Below are 24,975 nucleotides of genomic sequence, written 5' to 3'. Positions count from 1 at the left end.
CCATCAGCCGCTTTTCTTATCTTATTGCTGCGTCGCCTTGGACTGAAAACGTCCGGCATCATGCAGCCCCAGTACCACACCCGTAATCAGTCCCGCCAGATGAGCGGTATTAGCGATCGCCATAAATGGCTGCACATAACCGAGCACCAGCCACACCAACATAAAACCGACCAAGGGTTTGGGCATGCCGAGGCCAAGATGCGGCGCGCGCAACCCGAGCATCCATAAATAGCCAACCAGCGCATACACCACACCAGACAGGCCACCAAAGTTGGCTCCTTCCACCCAATACTGGCCAGCGCCCGACAGTGCGGCTGAGATCAGAAACACTTGCAGCAACTTACCGCTACCCAGTCGCTTTTCAATATCGCCGCCTAATTGCCACCACCATAACAGGTTAAACGCAATGTGGATCACCGAGAAATGCAGCAACGCGTGGCTGAACCAGCGCCACAGCTGCCATTGCTGACCCGCATGCGCCGGAAAATGCAGCGCATCAAAAATCTGATTACCCATGCCCAAAAACGCCAGTGCGAATATGACGGCGCAGACAGCCATCACCGACAGCGTCAGCGGGCCGGCTTTCGCCCGGATCATGGCCATCATGCTCGGTGACCGGTAATAGAATTTGGATTGGCGGGATTCGGCCATCGTCCAGGAGGCGGCCTGATATTTCGCATCACGCGGGTTTTGCAGAAACAGATTCAGCTCAGCCTCGGCTTCCACCTGATGCTGATCGTCCACCAGCCACAACGCAAACTGATTCCCCCCTTCCGGCATCATCTGAATCTCAATATGGCGAGAGGCCATATAGTCGATGAAGGCTTGCGCCACGCGCGGGTTATTGAGAGCAATCAGTCTAATCATAAATCAGCTCGCTTCGACAGGCAGGTTGGCACGATGCCAGGCTTCAAAACCACCATCGACACTATACACCTGTTCAAAGCCCTGGTTAACCAGGTATTGCGCCGCACCCTGACTGCTGATGCCGTGATAGCACATCACCAATACCGGTTGATCAAACTCGACTTGATCCATGAAAGAAACGATCGAGTCGTTAGTCAGGTGGTAAGCCGTTTTAGCGTGCGCCACAGCAAACGACTGCGGATCACGAATGTCGACAAGCTTGGCATCGTGTTGTTCGATGAGCGCTTGCGCACCCGCAACATCGATATGCTGAAATTGTTCCATGTTGAGTTCTCATTTGAGCGTTATTTTACGGCACACATTGTAACCTATCCAAAGCTGAACAAGTACATGAGCGGAGTAAGGTTATCCACCAGCGATCAAATTCTCATCATTTGTGGATAATTCTGTGGATTGCGTTGATAAAGTGGTTTGAATCTATTCGATCCACAACATCTTGTGATGATCCTTATTTAGTTGTGTGTAAAGAGAAACATATCCCCAAATAGAAAACAGCGTTCAAGCCTTGATTTGCCCAGCTTGATGACAGTCAGGAAATAATTTTGTCACAGAGTTATCCACAGAAAGTTTCCTACTTCTGATCGCGCATTTCGATCAGACATAAAAAAACCGAGATCCGGAGATCTCGGTTTTCAGCAATTTGCTAGAAGCTGTTGGCCGCTTAGAATTCGCCAACCGCATCCTTCAATTTCTTCATCGCATTCTTTTCTAGCTGACGAATACGTTCTGCAGAGACGTTGTACATTTCCGCTAACTCTTGCAGCGTCGCTTTCTGGTCATCCAGCCAGCGTGAACGCACAATGTGTTGACTGCGCTCGTCTAAACTCGACAGAGCCAACGCCAGACGCTGGTTAGTATGCGCTTCCCAGTTCTGTGCTTCGACGTTTTCAGCCAGATCGGAATGTTTGTCTTCCAGATACAACATCGGCGCGGTGTACGCATTCGGGTTATCATCGTCATCGTTCGACATTTCGAACGTGGCATCTTGTGCCGCCAGACGCGATTCCATTTCTCGCACTTCGGACGGTTCCACGCCCAGCTCGCGAGCCACGGTTTCAACTTCACCGTTATTGAACCAACCCAGACGCTTTTTCGATTTACGCAGGTTGAAGAACAACTTACGTTGCGCCTTAGTGGTGGCGATTTTCACGATGCGCCAGTTACGCAGCACGTACTCGTGAATTTCGGCTTTAATCCAGTGCACGGCAAACGACACCAGTCGAACACCCACATCCGGGTTGAAGCGTTTGACCGCTTTCATCAGACCGATATTCCCTTCCTGCACCAAATCCGCCATTGGCAAACCGTAGCCGGAATAACCACGAGCAACATGAACAACAAATCGAAGATGCGACAGGATCAACCCTTTCGCGGCTTCAATATCACCTGAGTAATGTAATCGCTCTGCCATTTCACGCTCTTCTTCAGCGGTCAGCATTGGGTAGCTGTTCACTGAACGGATGTAGCTGTCTAAGCTGTCCTGTGAAACGAGAGCCATTGGATACGCTTGGTTAGTCATTCAAATCCTCATCAATCTCTGATCTGGAGTAAGTTTTAACCCATCAATCTTGAACCCAAAATGAACAGGTTTCAAGACTCGATTGGTCATTATGCACAAACTGTCGGTGGTGACAAGTCAGTCAGTAGCTCTGATTTTTGCACACTGCCATTTATGACACGCCAACCTTACACCGGTTCAATTTCTTTTAGATGACGGCGTGCTGACACCCGTGCAGCAATGCAGCCAAGGAAAGTGCCCAGCATCAACAGCAACAGAGATTCGTCCCAGCCAAGGCCAATTAAACGAAAACGGCTGTCGTACAACTTCGCCAAATCTTCCACAGCACCATTCAGCAAAATGGTGATCAGCGCGGTCAGCAGCCAGGCCGACAAGGCTCCAAGTAGACCAAACCACATGCCTGAATACAGATACGGACGCAGAATGTAACCATCGGTAGCACCAATCAGCTTCATGGTCTGAATCTCTTCTTTATTGGCCTGAACGTTAAAACGCAGTGTGTTGCCGACAATCAGGAATACCGACGCCAGCATCAATATCGACAGGCTGACCACAACAATGCTGGCCAGATTACGAATCGCGTCCAGCCTTGCCAGCCAGTCTTCGTCGAGACGTACGTCGGTGACATCGTCTTCACCATGAATTGCACGCGCGATGGCTCTAATCTGCTCTTTGTTGTCCACTCCCGGCGTGATGACCAATACACCCGGCAGCGCATATTCATCCAGTAGGCTGATCGCTTGATCAAATCCGGCGTACTGACTTAAATCATCCAGCCCCTGCTGCGGTGAAATGTAGTCGACCACCGCCACATCACTGCGACTTTCGATTTGATCCTTGAGCACCATGATGCGTGGCTCTGGCGTGCCCTCTTTCATATACACGCTGATTTGTGACGGACTGGCGACATTATCCGCCACCGACGCAATGTTTTTGCTCAGCAGATACAGACAAGCTGGCAACGACAACGCCATCGAAATCACCGCCAGTGTCAGCAGGTTACCCAGCGGGCGCTGCCACAACGCGGCAAATGACGCTTTGGCCTGTTTAACATGCACAGTAAAAAAGCCGTCGGTCTGGCCACGTTTGTTTTCCCGAATTTTGGCGGGTTTCTTGGCTTTCGGCTTAATGGCCATAGTCTTCTACCTCACTCAAAAATCCCTGATTCAGTTCCAGATGGCGGTACTGCGGACGCGAGTTGACCAGATTGATGTCGTGGGTGGCGAGCAAAATGGTCACGCCAGCACGGTTAAACTCTTCAAACAGACGCAGAATTCGATTCGACAATTCCGGATCCAGGTTCCCAGTCGGTTCGTCAGCCAGCAGCAAGGTCGGGCGGTTAACAACCGCTCGGGCAATACCAACACGTTGTTGTTCACCACCGGACAATTGAGTCGGCAGACAACGCGCTTTGTCCAGTAGGCCGGTTTTATCCAGCGCCGCCGATACACGGCGTTTGATGTCGTTTTCAGAAATCGATTCGATACGCATTGGCAGCGCCACGTTTTCAAACACAGTGCGGTCCATCAACAAGCGGTGATCCTGAAATACGATACCGATGTTGCGGCGCAGAAAAGGAATATCTTTAGCAGGAATTCGCGTAATGTCGTGACCATTGAAACTGATCTTGCCATCAGTCGGGCGCTCAATCGCACAAATGAGTTTCAGCAGCGTACTTTTCCCCGCTCCCGAGTGGCCGCCTAAAAAGGCCATTTCGCCACGGCGCAAATGAAAGTCGACTTTTTGCAGTGCTTGGCGTCCGCCGCGGTAGGCTTTACTGACTTGTTGGAACTTGATCACGCATCCTTCCCCTGTTGACCGTAAACCAAAACCAGAAGCAATGCTTCTGGCGATTTGGCGGATTCAATTACTCGTCGCGGCTAAACAGCGCGTCGATAAACTCCTGCGTTGCAAATGGACGCAGATCGTCAATGCCTTCACCGACACCGATGTAACGAATTGGAATCTGGAACTGATCGGCAATCGCAAAAATCACCCCGCCTTTGGCGGTGCCATCGAGTTTGGTCAGCGTGATCCCGGTCAGCGGCGCGACGTCGCTGAACAGTTTCGCCTGACTGATGGCATTCTGGCCGGTACCGGCATCAAGCGTCAGCATGATCTCGTGCGGTGCTGAATCGTCAATCTTCTTCATCACGCGCACGATTTTGCGCAGCTCTTCCATCAGGTTCGCTTTATTCTGCAAACGACCGGCGGTATCAGCAATCACCACGTCCACGCCACGCGCTTTCGCCGCTTCAATCGCATCGTAAATGACTGAGGCGCTGTCGGCACCAGTGTGCTGCGCAATCACCGGTACATTGTTGCGCTCGCCCCAGATTTGCAGCTGTTCTACGGCCGCGGCGCGGAAGGTATCACCTGCCGCCAGCATCACTTTCTTACCCTGCGCTTGGAACTGTTTGGCCAGCTTACCGATGGTGGTGGTTTTACCCACACCGTTCACGCCGACCATCAGAATTACGAATGGTGTTTTGCTGCTATCGACCACCAATGGCTGTTCGACTTTGGACAGAATCTCCGCCATCTCTTCTTTGAGCAGACCATACAAGGCTTCGCCGTCACGCAGTTGCTGGCGTGACGATTTCTCCGTCAGGCTTTCGATGATCTTCAGCGTGGTGTCCATACCGACATCGGCCACCAACAGTTGTTCTTCCAGCTCTTCAAACAGGTCGTCGTCGATTTTCTTGCCTTTAAACAGGCCAAAGAAACCGGCACCAATGTTGGCTTTGGTGCGACTCAGGCTGCGTTTCAGGCGCGCAAAAAAGCTTTCGGTTGGCTTTTCCTGCTCTTGAATACGTTCTGGCTGAGAGGCGACCGGAATGTCTTCTTCAATCTCAACTTCTGCTTCTGCTTCTGCTTCTGCTTCTGCTTCTGCTTCTGCTTCTGCTTCTGCTAATTCAGTTTCTGGTTCCGCGACAGGCTCTTCAACCGGGTTCTGTTGTTCGTCTTGTTCTGTTTCGGTTGTTGGTTTCTGGCTCTGTTCTTCATCACCAAAGCCAAGCCATGACAGTAAGCCACGCTTCTTCTTTTCCGTCATCTGGGGATATCCTGGATTTAATTAACTCACATACCTAAGTCAACTGTGCCTTGCGCTGTTGAGCCAGCGAAGGTTTGGCTATGGGCCGCATCAAAGTGACTTGGGTGTGTCTTCTTTTCTTAAAGAATTATCGCTTTTGCACAAAGAATAATGACAAAGCAGTGAAAACTTTTACGCTTGCTTGATACACTTTGCCATAATTTTGAATGCCAAACTTCTGTTCGCCCGGCGAAAAGGCGCACAGACTGGCTATAGTAACACTTAATTAGCGGTCAAAAAATCTATGCTAAGACGTCGTCAGCAAAACCCATCACAAAAACGCGCGCCAAGCGGTCAGGTTCGCATCATCAGCGGCCTGTGGCGCGGACGTAAACTACCGGTGCACGATGCCGAAGGCCTGCGCCCGACCACCGATCGCGTCAAAGAAACGCTGTTCAACTGGCTCGCTCAGGATATTCCGCACGCCAGGTGTCTTGACTTGTTTGCCGGCTCCGGCGGTTTAGGCTTTGAGTCAGCCTCTCGCCAGGCTGATAAAGTGACCATGCTGGAGATGAATCCGCAGGCCTTTGCACAGCTCAAAACCAACATCGCGGCGCTCAAAGCCAGCAACATTGAAGCAGTCAACACCGATACGCTCGCCTACCTCAAGCAACCCGGCCAAGCGTACGATGTGGTCTTTATCGACCCGCCCTTTCGTCAAGGTTTGTTACAAGAAACGGTGCAGTTACTCGAGCAAAACGGGTGGCTAGCCGCTAACGCAATGATTTATATTGAGAGCGAAAAAGAACTGCCCCTGACTGAGTTGCCGGAAAGCTGGCAACTGTATCGAGAGAAGCTCGCGGGTCAGGTGTGTTACCGACTGTTTGAAAGGACATCCGAATGAAAATTCTGCTGACATTGGCCAAAGCCGCCATCGCGTTTGTCTGGCTGGTACTACTGATCAACATCGTTATGCCATTTCCGGGCAAAGCGGCGATCGCCTTGTACATCATGACCGCTTTCCTGTTCTTCATGCACGGTTTGCAGATGCTGATCTTCGTTGGCGCGTTTGGCGACAAAGTCAAAATGAATGGCTGGGAAAAATGGTCCATTCTGATTTTTGGTATCTTTGCGCTGCTCGATATTCGCCGCAAACACATGATGTAAAAAAACCGCCGAATGGCGGTTTTTTTACATCCCTACGTAACTCTTAATACCGTTGAGGAACATCTGCGTCGACATCATGACCAACAACAGGCCCATCAGACGCTCAACTGCCTTGAGGCCACGCTCGCCCAGCACCTTGTGAAAGAAGCCATAGAACATCAAAATCAGGAACGTACCCGACCAGGCAAGAATCACCGCCGCCGACAATTCCATCAGATTATCCGGGTACTGGGTCGACAGCAGCAATAGCGCTGCAATCACTGACGGGCCGGCGATCATCGGAATCGCCATTGGCACGATAAACGGCTCTTCACCCGCCGCGAGACCAGTAATACTGCCTGCACTCGGGAAAATCATCTTAATCGCGATAATAAACAGAATGATACCGCCAGAGATGCTTAAGGTTTCCGGCTGCACATGCAGGAAGCTGAGAATCGATTTCCCCGCAAACAAAAACAGCATCAGAATCACCAGCGCGAAACAGAGCTCGCGAACCAGCACAACACGGCGACGTTTGGGATCAAGGTGCTTTAGGATAGACAGAACAATAGGCAGGTTGCCCAGCGGGTCCATGATCAGAAACAGCATGGTTGCAGCCGATAAAATCTCCATAACACCTCAATACCACAACAAAAATTTTGCGCAGTATATCAGCGTCACTTATCGATTTCGATGTGTATTCCTGCGCTAAATGGCCATTTTGCCACCCTTAATGCTGACAAATGCGCGCTTCATTCAGATGCCAGATCCCCGCTTCAATTATCACTTTGCGTTTCTCCTGCAAGAAAGCCAGCAAAGCATCTAAATCCATCCCGTTCAGCTTGCAGGTGTGGAAACGGGCATGCGTACCAAATTCCCGGCTGACCGCTTCACGCAGCGCCGCTTCCGTCATTGGCGTTTGTTTGAGTAGATTGAGTACTTGGTGGGCATGAATTTCAATTGTCATCGTCGTTCTCGCAAGGATGGAAAACTCAGACTGTAACCAAAGGCGCCCTATCCGGCTTTGATTTAGCTCAGGGCAGCAGCACCACAGACGCCACAATCAGCCCCTGGGCCAGCAAATAGCTGCCGGAGATCAGGTACTGACCCAACGGCAGTGGACGCCGATAGTCATGGATTGCCAGCAAAAGCGCCGACAGCATGAGCAGCAGACTGCCGATGAATCCGGCCAGCGATGCAGATGATGGTAACTTCAGCCACACTTCTCCGGCAGCCCACGTCATTTGCAATAACATGATGCCCATGATGGTGACTGGAAAAATCAAGGTATCCAGTTGAGGCAGCAATAAGAAGAAGGCGACGATGCTGGTTGCGATCAGCAGTGCAGGCAACCACCAGACAATTGAACCGGAAATCTGAACCCAAAACGCTTTGCTATAGAACAGCTGGGCCAGCAGAAAAGCGCCAAAACAGGCTTTGGGGCGAAATCTCAGCAGATGCAGTGAATCACCGACCAAGGCAGAACTCAACCCCACCGTCACCCACAGAACCGGAGCCGAAAAGGCGGCGGATTGCGTGACAGTGATGGACAGAAGCAAGGCTAAACTCACCGCTTTAAAAAACAGAGCGTGCTTTAGTTTATTGTTTTCAAAAGCAGAAATGCTGATAAGTCCCGATACCGCGACAGAAATCCAGCTCCACATGCCTATACCTCTTCTAAAATCTGCCGCCAGTGTAGGCATGTGACTTTCGATGTCCAGAACCAAGCTGCAAAAGTTGGATCTTGATTGCGATTCCTTGTTGAGGCAAAAAACGGACGAACATTTACACTGTTTACTCTTTCATCAACAAAACAGAAAAACCTGCCGCAGAGGCCATCAACAATGAAAAACAACGTTTTAAATGATACAAACCAGATTAAATTACACTTAAAGTCACTAATAAATTAAGAATTAAGTTAATAAAAATCGATTAAAAACAATAATATAAACTCAATAAAAAACAAACAAACCAATAAAAACCCTACCAAACCAACAATTAGCCTCGCCAACCAGTTTACCTTCCAACACTACTGGTTAGACCATACACAAATGACATTAAATCTCATCTATGATTTTTTATTTCTTAAAAAATGGGAATTCATGGAAAAATGACAACATACCAACCTCTAGCAAGCAAAAAACTGACAAAACGATTAATGAAACATTAATTTAACTTAATTAAGTTAAATTAAAACAATAAGTTATACCAAAATGAGATTATTTAAAACTCATTATGATTATTTGATAATCGCACCAAAACCACACATCTAACTCACCATTTCAGGGCAGATCTTAAGATATAGAATGGTATTTTTAAGCATTTTGAAAAGATGGGCTTGATCAAGCCGTTAAACTAGTGCTATTCTGATCTCACTGAATGAAACCGAATAAAGGAGCAGTGTTATGATTTCTTCATCTCAGAAACAAGGATTAGTAATGATCGCAGTAATCGTTGGCTTAATGACACTGCCGATGATGTACTAAACATCTGTTACAAAACAAAAAAGGACGCCAAGGCGTCCTTTTTTAGTTCTTCACTCTTCAACTATTGCAGATGTTGTGACAACTCTTCCCAGTGCAGGTAGTACACCACCATCGCCGCGAGCGTCATCAGCATCATTAGCATTAATGCCACACGCCAGATAAACCGACCACTTCTTGGGGTCAGTTCCTTTTCACATTCGATACACACTGCGACAAACGCCTTTCTGTCTTCCAACTGATAGTGCTCTTCTTCCACCACTTGATTACTAATCGTGGCCACGTAATGCAGTTTGGCCAGCACATCATGTGGCAGGCGCTCTTCACAGCTGTTGATCAGCTCTTCCAGATTTTGTCCCTGCGCGTGATATTGGGTCCTCAGCAAGGCTTCCAGTTTCCGCGTTCGCTCGACAACTTGTTCAATATCAGACATCACTGCCTCCCTGCTCATCCGCTTGTGTTTATAGTTGTTTTCAGAATCTGTTGATCTATAGATAAGGGTGAGCAATGCTCACTTCTAGCTTAGCCTTCAAATAGCAAGTCAAAGTGTGACACCAGCCGAAAAACTCGCCTCTCTCACTGTGCATTTACCGGTTTATTTCGTCAAAGTGCTTATAAAATCAGATTATTAGCTTCCACTTGCTGTCAGATGGGGACGACGATGCCGAGCGTATTTTGGATTGCGATTATTGTACTGTTGCTGTTGGGGCTCTGGCTGTTCAGCCAGTTTTACCGCCGCCATATTCAGGGGGAAAACGCCCCCGAACGCAGCACCGAAGTTATCATTCTCGATAAACAAAGCATCTCTATTGAACATCCCCTGCCGGGGCAGGAAGATCGAGAGTACTGGATTTACGTGCAACAAGGAAAACTGGGGCCCAAACGCGAGTTTCAGGTCGGAGTGCACTACTTTCACGCTCTGAATCCAGGGGATCGCGGCGTGCTGACTTATCGCGGTACCCAGTTTTTACACTTTGCCTTGCAGCGCTAAGGCAACAACCAGCGGGTCTTGCCACTGCGAGAGACCAACCAGCTAACCCACAACGAAGCCGCGCCGCTCAATACAATCCACAGCGGAATCACCCAACCCGGATTCCCTTGATACCAGCCGTAAGCTTTCATCGGCCACAGGAATATCGGATGCAACAGGTAAATCCCCAGACTGTGCTGGCTGATAAACGCCACTATCGTCTGCGCCCGCTGCGACAGATGCTCTGCCCACGCGCGACAAAGAATAAAAATCATACTCGCCGCCAGAATGGTATTGAGTGTCTTGTAAGATAGCCAGCGCCCGACCGTGTAACCCTGATACTCAAGGCTTAACGTCACCACCGAATACACTGTGGTATAGAGAGCACCGCCGCCCAAGAGCAGCGCAGTCCAGACTACCCAAGGCGTATTCGGCACTTTCTGATACAGCAAATAGCCGAGCAACAGGTAGCCGCTGTAGAGCCACAATTCCGCGCTCCACACGCCATCAATGAAGAACAGGAACAGCGTCGCACTAACAAGCCAAATTGCCACCCACGCACAAATCGCCAGCGTATCGACCCGTTTCACCAACCACTGCAGCAACGGAATGACAAAATAGAGCGGAATGAAATAATAGAAAAAGCCCAGATGGTAATAGGTTTCGTGTTGCGGGCTATGTTTGAGCGTATCGAGCGCCAGTGCACCGTCAAACCCGTTCGCGCTCCAACCGGAAAGATAAGCATAGAACAGCGACCAAATAATGAATGGCACCAGCACCTTGCCCAAGCGACGTCGCAAATAGTAGTGAAGATCAAAAGGACGCGGATCGCTGAGCATCAAAGCACCGGAGATCAGAATAAACACAGGCACCGCCCAGCGGCTGATCCCGTTGATGGTGACCGCCGTCAGCCACTCCGAAAACGGGATATTCCCCAGCTCTTGCCGATACGGCGCCAGCACGTGAATCCCAATCACAGCCACGGCCGCGATACAACGCAACAAATCAAAAAAAATCACTCGCTTAGTCATAAACCACGCTCTCAAGCCGCCATAGAACTCACTATAGAACGATAACCATGTGCTGTGTAAGAGAAAGGTTAATGATTGGTGAGATCCTTAACTTATTTTCGGAACAATAGTTATTGCCTATCACAACAATGCACACAATCGAATATAGTTATACAAATCACACGGTTATTATGCACTCAACGATTTCACAGAAATCCATCTATTTTCAATTACTAATGAGGTGAGTGTTATGACTACTAATCTGATCGGCCTGGACCGCAACCACAGCCAACAACTTGCTCAGTCACTCAACCGCCTGCTGGCCAACTACCAGGTGTTCTACATGAACACTCGCGGTTACCACTGGAACATCAAAGGTAAAGAGTTCTTTGAGCTGCACGCAAAATTCGAAGAGATTTATACCGATCTGCAAACCAAGATTGATGAACTGGCTGAGCGTATTCTGACGCTGGGTTACCAGCCGCTGCACAGCTTCAGCAGCTATCTGGACAGCACTGAGATTCAGGAACACACCAACGCGACCGATGGCAAAAGCACCATGCAAGGGCTGGTCAACGGCTTTGGTGCATTGATCACACAACAACGCGCCATTCTGGCTCTGGCTTCTGAGGCTGGTGATGAAGGGACTGCCTCACAAATGGGTGACTACATTCGTGAACAGGAAAAACTGGTGTGGATGTTGAACGCGTGGTTGCAATAAGCCAATAAAAAACAAGCCCGTTTAACGGGCTTGTTGTGACAGTTTCGGTAATCCGAGCGAAATTAGGCTGGTCAGCATGAGGAAGCCCAAAGACACCCAAAGACATGCGGCCAGCCCCCCTACCTGAAACAGATAACCCGACAGAATCGTACCAATCAAACGTCCCATCGCGTTGGCCATGTAGTAAAAGCCCACATCGAGCGACACCCCATCGCCCTTGGCATAACTGACAATCAGATACGAATGCAGGGACGAGTTGACCGCAAACACCGCGCCAAACAACATCAACCCTACCGTGATCACCCATTGCGGGTGCCAGTTCAGCGTGACACCGAGCGCCACCCCTGCCGTCACCACACACAGCATCACCGCCCAACGCAGTGCAGCATGACCATCCGGCAATTTACCCTGCGCTTTACCCGTAATGCGCGGCGCGATGCTTTGAATCACGCCATAACCGATGACCCACAGCGCAAGAAAGCCGCCAACCCAGATGTGATCCCAACCAAACACGGTGCCAAGATAGACCGGCAGCGCGACCACAAACCACACATCGCGCGCGCCAAACAAAAACAGACGCGCCGCCGACAGAATGTTCACCGACGTCGATTTAGAGAAAATCTCCGAGAACTTGGGTTTGGCCTTGGCTTTGCCGATATCTGAACTCAGCCAGGTCAGGCTGCCAATCAGCACCAAGACCAACACCGCAGCCATGCACGCCACCGCGAGCTGGAAGCCGAGCAACGTCAGCAGCACACCACCTAAAAAGAATCCTGCGCCTTTGAGCGCGTTTTTCGAGCCGGTCAGAATCGCAATCCAACGATACAGCGCGCCCTGTTGCTCATCCGGCACCAACGTTTTGATCGCGCTTTTCGCGCTCATCTTGTTGAGGTCTTTGGCGATGCCGGATAACGCCTGCGCGGTCATGACCCAGGGAATGGTCAGCCACACGCTGGGCAGCGCCAGCATCCCCAATGCAACGATCTGCATCGCCAGCCCGACGTTCATGGTGCGATTGAGCCCCAGTCGCGCGCCCAGCCAGCCACCGATGAGGTTAGTGACCACGCCAAAGAACTCGTAAAACAGAAACAGCGAGGCGATCGCCAGCGTGTCGTAACCGAGCTGATGGAAATAGAGCACCACCAGCATGCGCAGCGCGCCGTCCGTCAGCGTGAAGTTCCAGTAGTTGAACGTCACCAGCATGTACTGACGGATCGAGTGGTCTAATTTGGCATAAGTTTGCAACATATTCCGATCCAAAATGAGCTTTGGGATCATGATGATCCCAAAGCCCGATTAGCTGATCACACCCGCGACGTGTTCGATGTAACAGCGCTGCTCCGCTTTAGTAAACGCGCCCGGACGCAGGGCCTGAATGCGTTCAATACACTGATCCAGCGGCCAGCCGATATCGAGCAGCAAATGCCCGGCCAGCAAACCGGTACGGCCCGAGCCACCCATACAGTGGATCGCCACTTTGTCGCCGCGTTTGAGCACACTGCGCAGTTGCGGGCTGACGGTTGGCCAGTGCTCAGTAAAGAGCTCATCCGGCACACTGTCGTCTTCAATTGGCAGATGAATCCACATCATGCCAAGCGCTTGGGCGGTATAACCGAGTTGCTCAACCTGTTTGGCCTCCATCTCTTCACGCGTGATCGCGCTGACAATCACACTGACGCCGCTCGCTTTCAGCTGCGTGAGGCTGTCAAACAGGCTGACGTCTTTGGTGCCCGGGCACGGCATCAGCACCAGCGCCGCTTTCTCGACCGGCAGTTCCCACGTCGGATGCATCATTTCGCCAGCCCAACCTTACGCACCAGTTCAGCGGTGCGGGTCGCGTAACCCATTTCGTTGTCGTACCACGCATAGATTTTCACCATGCGCGTGCCCACCACCATGGTCGACAAAGCATCAACGATGGTCGAACGTTGGTCACCGCGGTAATCAATCGACACCAGCGGTTTTTCTTCGAAGCCGAGAATACCTTGCAGCTCACCTTGCGAGGCTTCTTTCAGCAGCGCATTAACTTCTTCGGCGGTGGTATCGCGTTTCACATCAAAAATGATGTCAGTCAGCGACGCATTCGCCAGCGGTACACGCACCGCGTGACCGTTAATCTTGCCCGCCAGTTCCGGAAAAATTTCCACAATCGCCGTCGCGCTGCCAGTGGTGGTCGGGATCAGGCTCATGCCGCACGCACGGGCACGACGCAAGTCTTTGTGCGGCGCATCCAAAATGGTTTGCGTGTTAGTCAAATCGTGAATGGTGGTGAACGACGACTGCTCAATGCCGAGTTTTTCGTGAATCACTTTCACCACGGGGGCAATACAGTTGGTGGTGCACGAGGCCGCAGTGACAATGCGGTGCTGCGCGGGGTCGAAAATGTGGTCGTTCACACCGACCACGATGTTGGCAATACCCGGCTCTTTGACCGGTGCCGACACCACCACACGCTTGACGCCCTGCTCCAGATACTGGTTCAGGAACGCCGTTTTGCGATGCACGCCCGTGGCTTCAATCACCACATCGCAACCCGACCAGTCCACTGCGCTGATGTCACGCTCCTGACTGGTGGTGATGCGCGCTTCACCAATCAGCATGGTATTACCTTGCGCTTCCACCGCGTGGGACCAGCGCCCTTGCACCGAATCGAACTCCAGCAGGTGCGCCAGTGTCGCGGTATCGCCAGCGACATCGTTGATGTGCACAAATTCGACTTCTGGCCAGTCAAATGCTGCACGCATTGCCAAACGGCCAATGCGGCCAAATCCGTTGATTCCGACTTTAATGGTCATTTTTCTCTCCTTAACAGCACGGGCGGTCGGCCATGGTCGCCAGTCGCTGACTGTCGACACCGTATTGTTGTTGCAAACAGTTGGATTGTTTTAATCCGTCGATAATTTTATTCAGCCAGCCTGGCAGCTGGTCTGAAATCTGGTAGTAGACCCATTGGCCCTGACGTTCGTCCACCAGTACGCCGCTCTGGCGCAGCTGCGCCAGATGGCGCGACACTTTCGGCTGACTTTCCTGCAGCGCATGCGTCAGTTCGCACACGCACAGGCGTTTTTCACGGGCAATCAGCAGCAGGCAACGCATACGCGTTTCATCCGCCAGCAGCTTAAAAAATTGGTGAGGTAGCATTGGTGACTCCAATATATTCACATATCCATATATCTTAAATACAAAAAAGCACGCGTCAATGCGCGTGCTCTCGTTGTCATAAAAGTTTCATCTATTCGACGCGGTTGACGTCCTGGCTCCAGCGTGCCGCCGCGGTGAGATCTTGAGTGACATCATTGATTTGCAATCCCAGTTGCAGGCAACAGTGTTCTACCCCTTGCCAATCAGCCTGCTCAAAGCACTCTTCCAAATTGAGCAGTTCACCAAACGGGCCGACGCGCTGATTAAGCGCATCTTTGATCGCTTTGCTGAGCGGCAACTGCTCTACCAGTTCATCCAACGACGTATCCAGCAGGACATCAAGCAGCGAAAACAACCCGACCAGAAATGCCTGATCTTTATGTTCCGTAAAGGGACGCTTGGCGGCCATCAACTGGCAGAACTGCGCCCGTTGCAGCGACAGGTTGTACAGCTCTTTCGGTTTGTTGGCCGAAATGTACGATGCTACCGCCAGCGACACGAAAATTTTCAACCGATCCTGACCCAGATACACCAGTGCCTGGCGAAAAGAGGAAATCGGCACCGCAATCCGATCTGACATGCTGTTCACAAAGCGCAGCAGCTTGTACGACAACGCCAAATCCTGCGCAACTATGTGCTCAATACGTTCGAAATTGACGTCGGGGCGGCACACTTCCTGAAACAGTTGCATTGCCAGCACGTGTTCCGGGCTGACGTAGCGCTGTTTCATAATTTGCGGCTTGCTGAAAAAGTAGCCTTGGAAGAAGGTAAAACCAGCGCGGCGGGTCTGTTCAAACTGCTCCTCGGTTTCTACCCGTTCAGCAAGAAAACGGCGACGACTGCCACGCTCAAGACGTTGCTGAACAATGGCACACGCTTCGTCAATGCCCAGCGCCATAATGTCGAGTTTGACGATGTGCACGTAAGGCAGAAAACGCTCCCACTCCGGCGCGAACACAAAATCGTCCAGCGCGATCAGATAACCGCGTGAACCGAGTTCACGGATTGCAGCTAAGAGTTCATCGGTCGGCTCACAAGTCTCCAGCACCTCGACCACAATCTGGTCTTTGGGCAACGTCAGCGGCAACTTGCGCAACAGGCTTTTGTAGGGAAAGTTAATAAAACAGCGGGAACGGGCGATGGACGGATTCGTGCCCATCGCCAGAAAATTTTCGACAATCAGTCGATATGTCGCACGATCAGAGTCCATGTGCTCAGGAAACGCATTCTCTTCCCCATCACGAAACAGCAGCTCATATCCTAATGTCTGCCGCTTCGCATTTAAGATGGGTTGTCGTGCTACATAAGTGGTATACATGTCACCCTCAAGCGCATTCGGCGTGGGTTATCAGGCTTTAGCCGCCGCCAGCAGCGCGCCACACCCCATAAACATCGAGCCGAATACTCGGTTAATTTTACGCATGATGCGATCGGAACGAATAAAGCGTCCCATTTGTGAGGCCAGCGAGGTATAGCCCAGCATCACGAAAGAATCTATGGTAACGGTTGTGATGCCCAGTACCAAGAGCTGGGTCATCTGATCTCTGGCCGGATCAAGAAACTGCGGAAACAACGCAACCAGAAACACAATCGATTTCGGGTTGGTCAGGTTAATCAGAACCGCTTTGCGCAGCAAAGTTCCAGCACTCAGCGTTTGTGTGGCCGCATCGGCGATCAGGCTGGAGCGATCGCGCCATTTCTGAATGCCAAGCCACACCAGATACACCGCACCGACCCATTTGATGATGGTAAATGCCAGTGCCGATTGCGCCACCAGCGCACCAATGCCGGCGCCCACCAGCATAATGTGAATGGCAAGGCCAATCTGCAGGCCGGCGATCGACGCCAGCGACTTGCGCGTGCCGTAACTCAGTCCGTTACTGATCGAGTTCACCGTACCGGACCCCGGCGCCAGACTAAAAACAATAGCAGTGGCCACATAGGCCAGCCAAACATGCGTATCCATTGCAATTCCTCTCAACTCGCTTATTCTAGCGACCTTAGACAACCAATTTGATACTCACCCCATGTGATGAACCGAGCGAGTGTTATGACCTCACCTTATACTCAAGAGTCAAACTTTGAGCAAGCGATCCAACATGAGATCGCCGATTTCTGGCACACTCGCGCCGAAGGATTTTATCGTTCTTTTGATAAAACAAAGCTTTACTGGTGTTCCCTCACCAAGCCGGAACACAACAAAGCGATTGTGGTGGTCAATGGCCGCATCGAATCGGCCTGGAAATATCAGGAACTGTTCTACGATCTGTTCCGCCAGGGCTACGATATTTACTCTTGTGATCATCGCGGCCAGGGTTTGTCGGATCGATTAATCGACGAGCGAGAGATGGGGTATGTCGACGATTTTCACGACTACGTACAGGACCTGTCCGGCCTGCTCGAACTGTGGGACCTGCGTCGTTATCAGCAACGCTTCCTACTGGGGCATTCCATGGGAGGCGCTATTGCGACCCGTTATGTGCAAACGCACCCGCATCATGATTTCGCGGCGATGGCACTCAGCGCGCCGATGTTTGGGGTCAACATGCCTTGGCAGCTGCGTCCGGTGGCTTTGTCGCTGTCACAAATGTTAACCGCGCTGTACAGCAAACCCACTTACGCCCCCGGTTATAGCGCTTATCTTCCCAAACCCTTTGAGATTAACGCGCTCACTCAGAGCGAAGTGCGCTACCGCTGGTTCCGCGAGCTTTACGAGACCAAACCGGAACTGAAACTGGGCGGCCCCAGTACCCGCTGGGTCTGGCAGGGCCTGATGGCTGCCAAACAGTGCATTCAACTTACCCGCCAGGTACGCCTGCCAACGCTGGTGCTACAAGCAGAAGCCGATACGATTGTCAGCAACGAAGCACAAACCCGCTTTGTCACCAAGCTGGCGCGCACCAACCCACACAGTGCGATTGAAGTGATCCTCGGCTCTCGCCACGAGCTGCTGTTTGAACAGGATCAGTATCGCAATCAGGCGCTGGATGCGTTACTCAACCACTTTGCGAACGTGAACCAAGCCAAATAGAGGAAATTTTGCTACGGCAGGTTTACCCTCTTTTTCCTCTTTCGCTTCACGTACACTAACCACCCAGAGACGCGCCTGCTTCTCCGCTATTTCACCTGTGATTAAGAGGGTTTTATGACCACTGAACGTAACGCATCACCATTTCGCATTGTGGCTTCCGATCTTGACGGCACGCTGCTGGCACCGAATCATCAACTGAGTCCGTTTGCCAAACAGACACTGAAAGATCTGCACCAGAAAGGGTTCACGTTCATTTTCGCTACCGGTCGTCACCACGTTGACGTGGCGGGCATTCGTGAAATTGCGGGCATTCCTGCCTATATGATCACCTCGAACGGTGCGCGCGTGCATGATCAGAATGATCAAGAGATGTACAGCAAAAACGTCCCGCCACACTTAGTGCAGGCGATCATTGATCTGGTGAAAGAAGAGCAAGACATCTACGTTCACATGTACCGTGATGACGAGTGGTTACTGAACCGCGAAGATGAAGTGCTGCGCGACTTCCATGAAGATTCCGGCTTTACCTACCAAATTTTTGACGTCAATGCAGCGCCGACCGACGGCGTGGCCAAGGTGTTTTTCAGCAATGAGAGCCACGACCACGAGCAACTGGTGAAATACGAAACGCTGATCAATGAGCATTTTGGCGATCAGGTCAACGTTGCCTTTTCAACCCCATGGTGTCTGGAAGTGATGTGTGCCGGCGTGTCGAAAGGCGATGCGCTGCAAGCGGTCGCAGAATCACTGGGTCTGACGCTCGACAACTGCATCGCGTTCGGCGACGGCATGAACGACGTTGAAATGTTGTCGATGGCCGGCAAAGGTCTGGTGATGGGGACCGCACACGAGAAAGTGATGCGCGCCCTGCCAAATAACGAAGTGATCGGCAGCAACGCCGATGACGCGGTGCCGCACTATCTGCAAACGCACCTGATTTAATCTCGCGCTTGTTTCGATAGCGCAGAAAAGGCAGCCTCGGCTGCCTTTTTTGTATCGGTGACGGGTTCACCCGTAAATTGCTGACATCAGCGCAGCGTTTCTTTACTCAGAATCGCCTGCCACTCCGCTTCACTGACTGGCATCACCGACAAACGATTACCACGTTTCACCAGCGCCAGTTCACTCAGCTCTGGCATCGCTTTTAGCACGCTCAGCGGAATCACACGCTGCGTTTTACGCACAAACTCGATATCGACCATCACCCAGCGCGGGTTGTCCGGTGACGATTTCGGATCAAAGCAATCACTGCTTGGGTCAAAGGCAAAGTGATCCGGATACGCCTCACGCACTACGCGCGCGATGCCTGCCACCCCAACCTGTTTGCACGAGGAGTGATAAATCAGCACTTCATCGCCCACTTTGATCGCATCACGCAACATATTGCGCGCCTGATAATTGCGCACGCCTTCCCAGCACGAAACCTTTTGTGTCCGCAGAGTGTCAATAGAGAAGGTGTCTGGTTCTGTTTTGAACAGCCAATATGCCATAATGAAACCCGTTTAATGTTCTGTCACGAGGAAGATATAACATGAAGGCGCTGAGAAACCCAACCGCAATCCTGACCGCCCTTATCCTGCAAGCCTGTTCCAGCAGCCAGGCCCCTCAGCCGACCGAAACTGAGCAGCCCAAAGCCAGCCTGGATCAACCCGCGTCGATTCAGCCACAACAGTTTGTGTTGCGTGGTCAGATGGTCGTCGGCCCGGAAGTGCGCGCTCTGACCCCTTGTGGCAGCAATCAGCAGTTGTTACTCGATATGCCGGAAGCGCTGGTGAAACAGGCGACCGAGCTGAGCCAGTCGCCTTACCAAATCATGTATGGCGAAGTCATTGGTCACCTAGCGCCGCCAAGCCAGACTGGCTACAACGGCGATTACGCCGCGCGCTTTGTGGTAGAGCAGGTGAATATGCTGAGTGCGGAAAACCCGCAGCGCTGCAACTTAGCCGCCACGCCAACCCGTGCGTTTGGTACCGAACCATTCTGGAACATGAATTACACCGCCGATGGCCTGACTTTCCAGCCGCTCGGTGGCCCTAAACAGACGTTCAAGATTGACAGCAGCCGTTTGTCTGCCAACCAACGCCTCTACCGTTTCAACGACGGCGAACTGACCCTGACGCGTGAATCCTGCTCCGATGGCATGAGCGACACGCTGTATGGCTGGCGTTCTGAACTGAGCCTCAAAGGCGGCGAATACAAAGGCTGCGCGACGTTGGGCAACAGTGACCCGACGCTGGAATGGGTTGGCACTTACTTTGCCAGTTCAACCCAGAACAACGGCTTTAGCGTCACACTCAATCTCGATGCCGATCATATGGCCACTACCCGCTATCACTACAGCAGCGGAGAAGCCGATATCGTTGAGCGCGGTTACTGGCAGCAGTTGAATCCGCGTCAGATTCAAGTGGTGATGACCCAACATCAGCAGCAGTATTTGCTGTCAGAACGCGTCTTCACCCGCGACGGCAGCACGCTCAGCGCCGACAAAGAGAAAGTCGGCAGCGTGGTCTACCCGATCGCCAACGGCGGATTGGTGCTGTTTTCTGCCAGTCAGGTAACGGCTCCGCAAGCAATGCTGTTACCGATAGGCGAACAGCAGATTGCCTCCCGCGATGACTATGAAGAGGATGTTGACCAAGCGCTGCGCCGCTACTTTGCGCTGCATAACACCGCGCCAGAAAACACGCAGTACCGCTGGCTGAAATACGATTTGAACGGCGACAGCCAGCCTGAACTGCTGGTACAGCTGGACTGGTGTGGTTCCGGTGGCTGCACGCTGCTGGTGTTCCAGCAGCAGAATCAGGAGTGGCGCTTTAACAGCCGCATTACGCTGGTCCGCACGCCCTTTCAACTCGGTAAGCAGAACACTCACGGATGGCAGGACCTGATGCTGCCAGTCAGTGGCGGTGGCGCGCAAGCCGCAACCCACCGTTTGCAATACAACGGCATCAGCTACCCGGTCAATCCGAGCATTGCTGACGTTGCCAACCAAGATGACATCAGTGGCGTCACCCTGTTTGCTGACGGCTTATCACCCAAGCAGGCCGGAGTGAAACTGTGACACCTTGCCCGCAATGCCTGTTGGTACACCAGTGCGTGTGCCCTCAGGTACCCCAGCTTAGCAGTGCGTTGCAATTGTCCTTATTGATGCACGACAACGAAGCTCAGCGTGACACCAACACCGGGCGCTGGCTGAATGCAGCCCTGCCTGACTGCCACAGTTTCAGCTGGAGCCGGGTTGAGCCTAACGCCGCACTCAACAAGCGTATCGCCGACCCTGACTATTACTCATTGCTGGTATATCCGGGAGAGCAGAGCCTGAACTTGGACAACGCGCTGGAGCAGGCACGCGTGCTGGGGTGCCTGCCGCATTTTATTCTGCTCGACGGCACCTGGCAGGAAGCGAAAAAGATGGAGCGCAAAAGCCCGTGGCTCGAGGATTTGCCACGAGTCACCCTCAGCCCTCAGCAACTGTCGCGCTATCGGCTGCGGCGCAATCAGAGTGACGGCCATCTGTGTACACTGGAAGTGGGGTGCGAGCTGCTGCGTGCGATTGGCGAAGCGCACAATGCCGAGCAACTCGACGCTTTTTTTGCAGAATTTATGGCTATTTTTCAGGCCGATAAGAGCGGCCATTGCTGGCAGCGCCCTTAGTCATGAATGTTAAGCGTGAATCTTCACTTTAGCTGAGGCGCTGCGGCGCGCCCAAATGGAAGCCTTGCAGATAATCGACGCCCATCTCTTCGCTGATGCGGCGCACGTCATCGTTGTGGACAAACTCAGCCACTGTTTTGGCATTCAGTACCTGACACAGCTGCACCAGTTGCTGAGCGATGCGGCGCTGCTTCACATCCTGATCGATATTACGAATCAGGCTGCCATCCAGTTTGATCACCTGCGGTTCCAGTTTGACGATTTCATCAATGTTGGAATAACCGGAACCAAAATCGTCGACGATGATGCTCGCACCCAGTGAGCGGAAATGGTTACACACTTCGATCATGTGGCCATAATCTTTAATCTGTTCGGTTTCCAGTACTTCCAGACCAACCCGGCTCGGATCCGGCAGCGATTTGATCGCCTCTTCCAGATTGAGCAGCGTGCGCTCACTCATAAAGTCCTGCGGCGCAAGGTTGATGGAAAAGGCTTCGCTGCGATCGCGCATCAAATCAAAGGTTCGATTAATCATCTGGCGACTGAGACGAGTGTAGAGATGCGTGCCTTCGATGATCGGCAAAAAACGCCCCGGCAAAATAATTTCGCCGTCATCTTCAATCCGCACCAGACATTCATACGACGCGAGTTCATGGCTGTGTGCCTTGAAAATCGGCTGCGCATAGACCAGCACGTTGTTATCCAGCACTGCCCGGCTCACACACGATAACCAACCCAGCCGCTCCTGACGCATCTGCTCTTGGGCGCGCAATTGGCTGGCGTTACAGAAATGGCGGTTGTGCTGCTGTGCGTGGCGACGTGCCTCTATCGCGCGCAGCAATAAATCATCCGGATCTTTGTCCGGAAAATCACGGCGGCTGACCAAACCGGCACACAGCGACACCGAGACATAATCCACCTCCGGCAGACCGAAAGGTTCGAAGTTCACATGCTCCAGTTGGTCAACAAACTGAGAGAATGTCAGGTGAATAAACTCTTCATCCGCTTCACTGCGAAACAGTGTGGCCCACTCGCCCACACCGATAGCAAACAGCTCGCTGCGTCCCGCCAGATGCTGATGCAGATAGTGCTGAAAATGAGCGCTGAGATCCTGCAGCAGACGGTCGCCGACTTGATAGCCATACTTTTCATTAATCTGGTTGAAGTTCGTCAGTTTGAGTGCCAGCAGATGATGGTTGCCAGCCATGCGCAGTAATTTCTCACGCAGCACGACCCGGTTCGGCAATCCGGTGCGCGGGTCGACACGATAACTGGCCGTCAGCATGCTGGCCTGACTCTGAATCTTGTGCGCCAGGTTGAGGTTCATCTCATCCAGATCCGACAGCGAATTACGAATCAGACTGAACAGAGGAGCAATGACATCATGGCGGCCAAAGCTGAAAGGCTCGCTCGGCCGTTCCACCACGTCGCCTTCACGCAGGGCGAGATAGGTCATGCTGTGATGCAGCGTACGCTGCATGGTGCCGTCATGCCACAGCTCGCCAAAGCAGTAACAACCTTGCGTCGGTGCGACGGCCTGCAATGGTAAAAGCTCTTGGTTTTCTTCGATAAATTCCAACCGCGAAGTGCAGTTGTAGACAAAAATCTGTTCAGGCTGAAAGGTGCGCAGTTGCTCAGCGCCAAGGTACACTTGCTCAAGCGTCAGTGACGGATGGTCAAAACAGAAGCGGACTTCATCGCCCACCGACAACGGCTTATTCAGGACCAGACCCGGTTCATCCTCATACATCGGCACGTACACGTCCTGACGCTGTAAGTCACCTTTGATGAGCGGAAAGTTGTGCAGCAGCTCAAACGGCACATGCTGGCCATCGCCCAGGTAGCGGTTATATACGTCCTGCACTGGCAAATCATCAAGACGATACAGCGTATTGCCATCAGCTTTGGTGACGCGGAAATTACGCCCGATCGGGTTCCATTCCGTGTAAGCCGCATTGCTGACATGCAAGTTGTCACCATGCAACGCCACCGACACCATGGCATGCTGGTAGGTTTTAGTGCCAAGTAGCACCCAACGCTCGCCATCAACCTGCCCCGCCGCACCACCAGCCACCGGCACACCCGGCGTCAGATGATTGAACGCACCGATACGTTCGGTCCGCTCCATGCTCATGCGCTCTGCAAAGCAGATGATCGCCCGCGTATTGGCCTGCACCGCTAAATCGGTCACCAGGTTCTGCGTATCACGCACCGGATTACTGCTGTAGCGACTCACCGCGCTGCTGAGCGTCGTGTCATCAAAGCGGCTGAACAGCAGCAGCGTACCCTGATGGTGAATATCACCGTGATGAATGAGTTGCCCTGAGCTCAGACCAATCAGCGTGACTTGTGGATAAATATGCACAAGTTGCTCAGCTAAGGGCTCGATCTCCTGCGCAGGCAGACTGGAGAACAATTGAATAAGCGTACTGCCATGAGCAGAAAAGGAGAAGGCCGATAAGGCTTGATTAAGCGATTGATGTGCTGGAATAAAAAGCGAGGATGTGAACATGTAATCCAACTAACTCATCATGAGTGACTGGCGATCCGGTGGACTGGTTACCATAAAACATACTGATTAATAAGTTAATTGCAGAGCACAAAAATAACAATCTTTATTCAAATAATTAACTGATTAAGTTGAGATAGCTTATGGATCTCGATATCTGGAAGTAGTCTTGCTTTGGCTGTTGCACGTAAGGTGAGACCTTGATCGTTGTACCAGCAGGCTTGAAAGCCGTTCTGCTTAGCGCCCTGCACATCAGTAACCAGGTGGTCACCAACGTGCAGGATGGCGTGAGCGGGTAAACCAAGGAAAGTGCGCGCTTTATCAAACATGTCCGGATACGGCTTGGCGTGACCATCCGGGCCCGCCTTCAGCACCAACTGAAAATAGTGGCCGAGACCGATTTTTTCGACATTGACGTTGCCGTTAGTGATCGCCACCAGCGGAATTTTTGCTGCCAACTGAGCCATCACGCGGTGTGTTTCCTCCGGCACATCGACCAGATTACGCAGTCGCATCACTTCCTCAAGCGCATCACTGGCCGCTTGTTCTGCCTGTTGCGGGCCATAACCGAGCGCAATCAACCCTTGGCGAATCTGCTCAAAACGCCACAGCGTGACATCATGAGTCAACCATGGGTTGTCTTCGGCGAGGCGCATTTTCAGCGCTTTCCACCACGGCATCGGCTGAGTCGCCGTAACCGGATGTTGACGATGCAACCACAACGCCGCCTGCTGCTCGACGTAACGAATCACCGGACGGTTATCGTACAACGTGTCATCCAGGTCAAAGGTCATGGCCTGAATCGGCTGCAGGTTGCGATAAATCAGCAT

28 protein-coding genes are annotated in these 24,975 nt (G+C 52.0%); 8 read left to right on the top strand and 20 right to left on the bottom strand.

What is annotated here, in order from left to right:
• Positions 1 to 21 precede the first annotated feature (21 nt).
• The 6 genes from glpG to ftsY all read right to left on the bottom strand — a co-directional run bounded on the left by glpG (position 22) and on the right by ftsY (position 5,501).
• Entirely contained in the window at positions 22 to 867 is an 846-nt protein-coding gene (gene glpG / locus JIG40_RS17985) for a rhomboid family intramembrane serine protease GlpG (protein WP_020331962.1), read from the bottom strand.
• Between the two features lie 3 nt (positions 868 to 870).
• Positions 871 to 1,191: a thiosulfate sulfurtransferase GlpE gene (gene glpE / locus JIG40_RS17980; protein ID WP_024373756.1), complete on the bottom strand. Its 321-nt coding sequence runs from the start codon at positions 1,189 to 1,191 to the stop codon at positions 871 to 873.
• 397 nt (positions 1,192 to 1,588) lie between these two features.
• Complete coding sequence (gene rpoH / locus JIG40_RS17975; RefSeq protein WP_020331959.1) at positions 1,589 to 2,446, bottom strand: RNA polymerase sigma factor RpoH; 858 nt, start codon at positions 2,444 to 2,446, stop codon at positions 1,589 to 1,591.
• Between the two features lie 167 nt (positions 2,447 to 2,613).
• Positions 2,614 to 3,582 carry a permease-like cell division protein FtsX gene (gene ftsX, locus JIG40_RS17970; RefSeq protein ID WP_199465775.1) on the bottom strand — a complete coding sequence of 323 codons (969 nt, stop codon included), beginning with the start codon at positions 3,580 to 3,582 and terminating at the stop codon, positions 2,614 to 2,616.
• Positions 3,572 to 4,246, bottom strand: a complete 675-nt coding sequence (gene ftsE / locus JIG40_RS17965) for a cell division ATP-binding protein FtsE (protein ID WP_020331957.1) — start codon at positions 4,244 to 4,246, stop codon at positions 3,572 to 3,574. The genes ftsX and ftsE overlap by 11 nt, the downstream gene beginning before the upstream one ends.
• Before the next feature lie 67 nt (positions 4,247 to 4,313).
• Complete coding sequence (gene ftsY, locus JIG40_RS17960) at positions 4,314 to 5,501, bottom strand: signal recognition particle-docking protein FtsY (protein WP_199465774.1); 1,188 nt, start codon at positions 5,499 to 5,501, stop codon at positions 4,314 to 4,316.
• A 283-nt stretch (positions 5,502 to 5,784) separates the two neighbouring features.
• On the opposite strand from ftsY, the gene rsmD reads away from it, so the two are divergent.
• Both rsmD and JIG40_RS17950 read left to right on the top strand, forming a co-directional pair.
• A complete protein-coding gene (gene rsmD, locus JIG40_RS17955) occupies positions 5,785 to 6,384 on the top strand; it encodes a 16S rRNA (guanine(966)-N(2))-methyltransferase RsmD (protein ID WP_020331954.1) in 600 nt (199 codons plus the stop codon).
• Positions 6,381 to 6,647: a DUF1145 domain-containing protein gene (locus JIG40_RS17950; protein WP_020331953.1), complete on the top strand. Its 267-nt coding sequence runs from the start codon at positions 6,381 to 6,383 to the stop codon at positions 6,645 to 6,647. Before rsmD ends, JIG40_RS17950 begins: the two co-directional genes overlap by 4 nt.
• Before the next feature lie 24 nt (positions 6,648 to 6,671).
• Here the strand turns inward: JIG40_RS17950 and JIG40_RS17945 are convergent, their stop codons facing one another.
• The 4 genes from JIG40_RS17945 to JIG40_RS17930 form a co-directional block, all read right to left on the bottom strand.
• The gene (locus tag JIG40_RS17945) at positions 6,672 to 7,259 is read right to left on the bottom strand and encodes a YhgN family NAAT transporter (RefSeq protein ID WP_020331952.1); all 588 of its coding nucleotides are present in this window, start codon (positions 7,257 to 7,259) and stop codon (positions 6,672 to 6,674) included.
• A 97-nt stretch (positions 7,260 to 7,356) separates the two neighbouring features.
• Positions 7,357 to 7,593 (bottom strand): YecH family metal-binding protein, encoded by a 237-nt coding sequence (locus JIG40_RS17940; RefSeq protein WP_020433043.1) that lies wholly within the window; start codon positions 7,591 to 7,593, stop codon positions 7,357 to 7,359.
• 67 nt (positions 7,594 to 7,660) lie between these two features.
• Positions 7,661 to 8,296 carry a lysoplasmalogenase gene (locus JIG40_RS17935; protein WP_226976467.1) on the bottom strand — a complete coding sequence of 212 codons (636 nt, stop codon included), beginning with the start codon at positions 8,294 to 8,296 and terminating at the stop codon, positions 7,661 to 7,663.
• 877 nt (positions 8,297 to 9,173) lie between these two features.
• Positions 9,174 to 9,542, bottom strand: coding sequence for a DUF4145 domain-containing protein (locus tag JIG40_RS17930; protein WP_199465773.1), 369 nt, complete (start codon positions 9,540 to 9,542; stop codon positions 9,174 to 9,176).
• Positions 9,543 to 9,770: 228 nt separating this feature from the next.
• Between JIG40_RS17930 and JIG40_RS17925 the strand changes: the two genes are divergently transcribed.
• Complete coding sequence (locus tag JIG40_RS17925) at positions 9,771 to 10,100, top strand: DUF2500 domain-containing protein (RefSeq protein WP_044366460.1); 330 nt, start codon at positions 9,771 to 9,773, stop codon at positions 10,098 to 10,100.
• Here JIG40_RS17925 and JIG40_RS17920 read toward each other — a convergent pair.
• Positions 10,097 to 11,110, bottom strand: coding sequence for an acyltransferase family protein (locus JIG40_RS17920; protein WP_199465772.1), 1,014 nt, complete (start codon positions 11,108 to 11,110; stop codon positions 10,097 to 10,099). The genes JIG40_RS17925 and JIG40_RS17920 overlap by 4 nt on opposite strands.
• Before the next feature lie 229 nt (positions 11,111 to 11,339).
• Here JIG40_RS17920 and JIG40_RS17915 point away from each other — a divergent pair, with 229 nt between their 5' ends.
• Positions 11,340 to 11,810 (top strand): Dps family protein, encoded by a 471-nt coding sequence (locus tag JIG40_RS17915; protein ID WP_020331943.1) that lies wholly within the window; start codon positions 11,340 to 11,342, stop codon positions 11,808 to 11,810.
• A 21-nt stretch (positions 11,811 to 11,831) separates the two neighbouring features.
• On the opposite strand, the gene arsJ is transcribed toward JIG40_RS17915, so the two are convergent.
• The 6 genes from arsJ to rhtB form a co-directional block, all read right to left on the bottom strand.
• Positions 11,832 to 13,058 carry an organoarsenical effux MFS transporter ArsJ gene (gene arsJ / locus JIG40_RS17910; RefSeq protein ID WP_199465771.1) on the bottom strand — a complete coding sequence of 409 codons (1,227 nt, stop codon included), beginning with the start codon at positions 13,056 to 13,058 and terminating at the stop codon, positions 11,832 to 11,834.
• Between the two features lie 48 nt (positions 13,059 to 13,106).
• Positions 13,107 to 13,604: a cyclin-dependent kinase inhibitor 3 family protein gene (locus tag JIG40_RS17905; protein ID WP_061057094.1), complete on the bottom strand. Its 498-nt coding sequence runs from the start codon at positions 13,602 to 13,604 to the stop codon at positions 13,107 to 13,109.
• Entirely contained in the window at positions 13,601 to 14,605 is a 1,005-nt protein-coding gene (locus JIG40_RS17900) for an ArsJ-associated glyceraldehyde-3-phosphate dehydrogenase (protein ID WP_199465770.1), read from the bottom strand. The genes JIG40_RS17905 and JIG40_RS17900 overlap by 4 nt, the downstream gene beginning before the upstream one ends.
• A 10-nt stretch (positions 14,606 to 14,615) precedes the next feature.
• Positions 14,616 to 14,951, bottom strand: a complete 336-nt coding sequence (locus tag JIG40_RS17895; protein ID WP_020331937.1) for a metalloregulator ArsR/SmtB family transcription factor — start codon at positions 14,949 to 14,951, stop codon at positions 14,616 to 14,618.
• Between the two features lie 91 nt (positions 14,952 to 15,042).
• Complete coding sequence (locus JIG40_RS17890) at positions 15,043 to 16,269, bottom strand: EAL and HDOD domain-containing protein (RefSeq protein WP_199465769.1); 1,227 nt, start codon at positions 16,267 to 16,269, stop codon at positions 15,043 to 15,045.
• A gap of 30 nt (positions 16,270 to 16,299) precedes the next feature.
• A complete protein-coding gene (gene rhtB / locus JIG40_RS17885; protein ID WP_199465768.1) occupies positions 16,300 to 16,917 on the bottom strand; it encodes a homoserine/homoserine lactone efflux protein in 618 nt (205 codons plus the stop codon).
• 84 nt (positions 16,918 to 17,001) lie between these two features.
• Between rhtB and JIG40_RS17880 the strand changes: the two genes are divergently transcribed.
• Both JIG40_RS17880 and JIG40_RS17875 read left to right on the top strand, forming a co-directional pair.
• Positions 17,002 to 17,982 carry an alpha/beta fold hydrolase gene (locus JIG40_RS17880; RefSeq protein WP_244662690.1) on the top strand — a complete coding sequence of 327 codons (981 nt, stop codon included), beginning with the start codon at positions 17,002 to 17,004 and terminating at the stop codon, positions 17,980 to 17,982.
• A gap of 114 nt (positions 17,983 to 18,096) precedes the next feature.
• On the top strand, positions 18,097 to 18,924 hold the full coding sequence (locus tag JIG40_RS17875; RefSeq protein WP_020331931.1) for a Cof-type HAD-IIB family hydrolase: 828 nt from the start codon (positions 18,097 to 18,099) through the stop codon (positions 18,922 to 18,924).
• A gap of 86 nt (positions 18,925 to 19,010) precedes the next feature.
• On the opposite strand, the gene JIG40_RS17870 is transcribed toward JIG40_RS17875, so the two are convergent.
• Positions 19,011 to 19,472 carry an EVE domain-containing protein gene (locus tag JIG40_RS17870; protein WP_044366479.1) on the bottom strand — a complete coding sequence of 154 codons (462 nt, stop codon included), beginning with the start codon at positions 19,470 to 19,472 and terminating at the stop codon, positions 19,011 to 19,013.
• A 41-nt stretch (positions 19,473 to 19,513) separates the two neighbouring features.
• Here JIG40_RS17870 and JIG40_RS17865 point away from each other — a divergent pair, with 41 nt between their 5' ends.
• Both JIG40_RS17865 and JIG40_RS17860 read left to right on the top strand, forming a co-directional pair.
• Positions 19,514 to 21,043, top strand: a complete 1,530-nt coding sequence (locus JIG40_RS17865) for a hypothetical protein (RefSeq protein ID WP_199465766.1) — start codon at positions 19,514 to 19,516, stop codon at positions 21,041 to 21,043.
• On the top strand, positions 21,040 to 21,636 hold the full coding sequence (locus JIG40_RS17860) for a DTW domain-containing protein (protein WP_199251760.1): 597 nt from the start codon (positions 21,040 to 21,042) through the stop codon (positions 21,634 to 21,636). The genes JIG40_RS17865 and JIG40_RS17860 overlap by 4 nt, the downstream gene beginning before the upstream one ends.
• A gap of 28 nt (positions 21,637 to 21,664) precedes the next feature.
• Here the strand turns inward: JIG40_RS17860 and JIG40_RS17855 are convergent, their stop codons facing one another.
• Positions 21,665 to 24,148 (bottom strand): EAL domain-containing protein, encoded by a 2,484-nt coding sequence (locus JIG40_RS17855; RefSeq protein WP_242014363.1) that lies wholly within the window; start codon positions 24,146 to 24,148, stop codon positions 21,665 to 21,667.
• Positions 24,149 to 24,255: 107 nt separating this feature from the next.
• Positions 24,256 to 24,975 carry a 5-amino-6-(5-phospho-D-ribitylamino)uracil phosphatase YigB gene (yigB, locus tag JIG40_RS17850; protein ID WP_199465765.1) on the bottom strand — a complete coding sequence of 240 codons (720 nt, stop codon included), beginning with the start codon at positions 24,973 to 24,975 and terminating at the stop codon, positions 24,256 to 24,258.

It is taken from the genome of Vibrio sp. bablab_jr001, assembly GCF_016464285.1.
Lineage (GTDB): Bacteria > Pseudomonadota > Gammaproteobacteria > Enterobacterales > Vibrionaceae > Vibrio > Vibrio fluvialis.
Note: the sequence above shows the minus strand (reverse complement) of the source record. Positions and strands in the feature narration are given on the sequence as shown.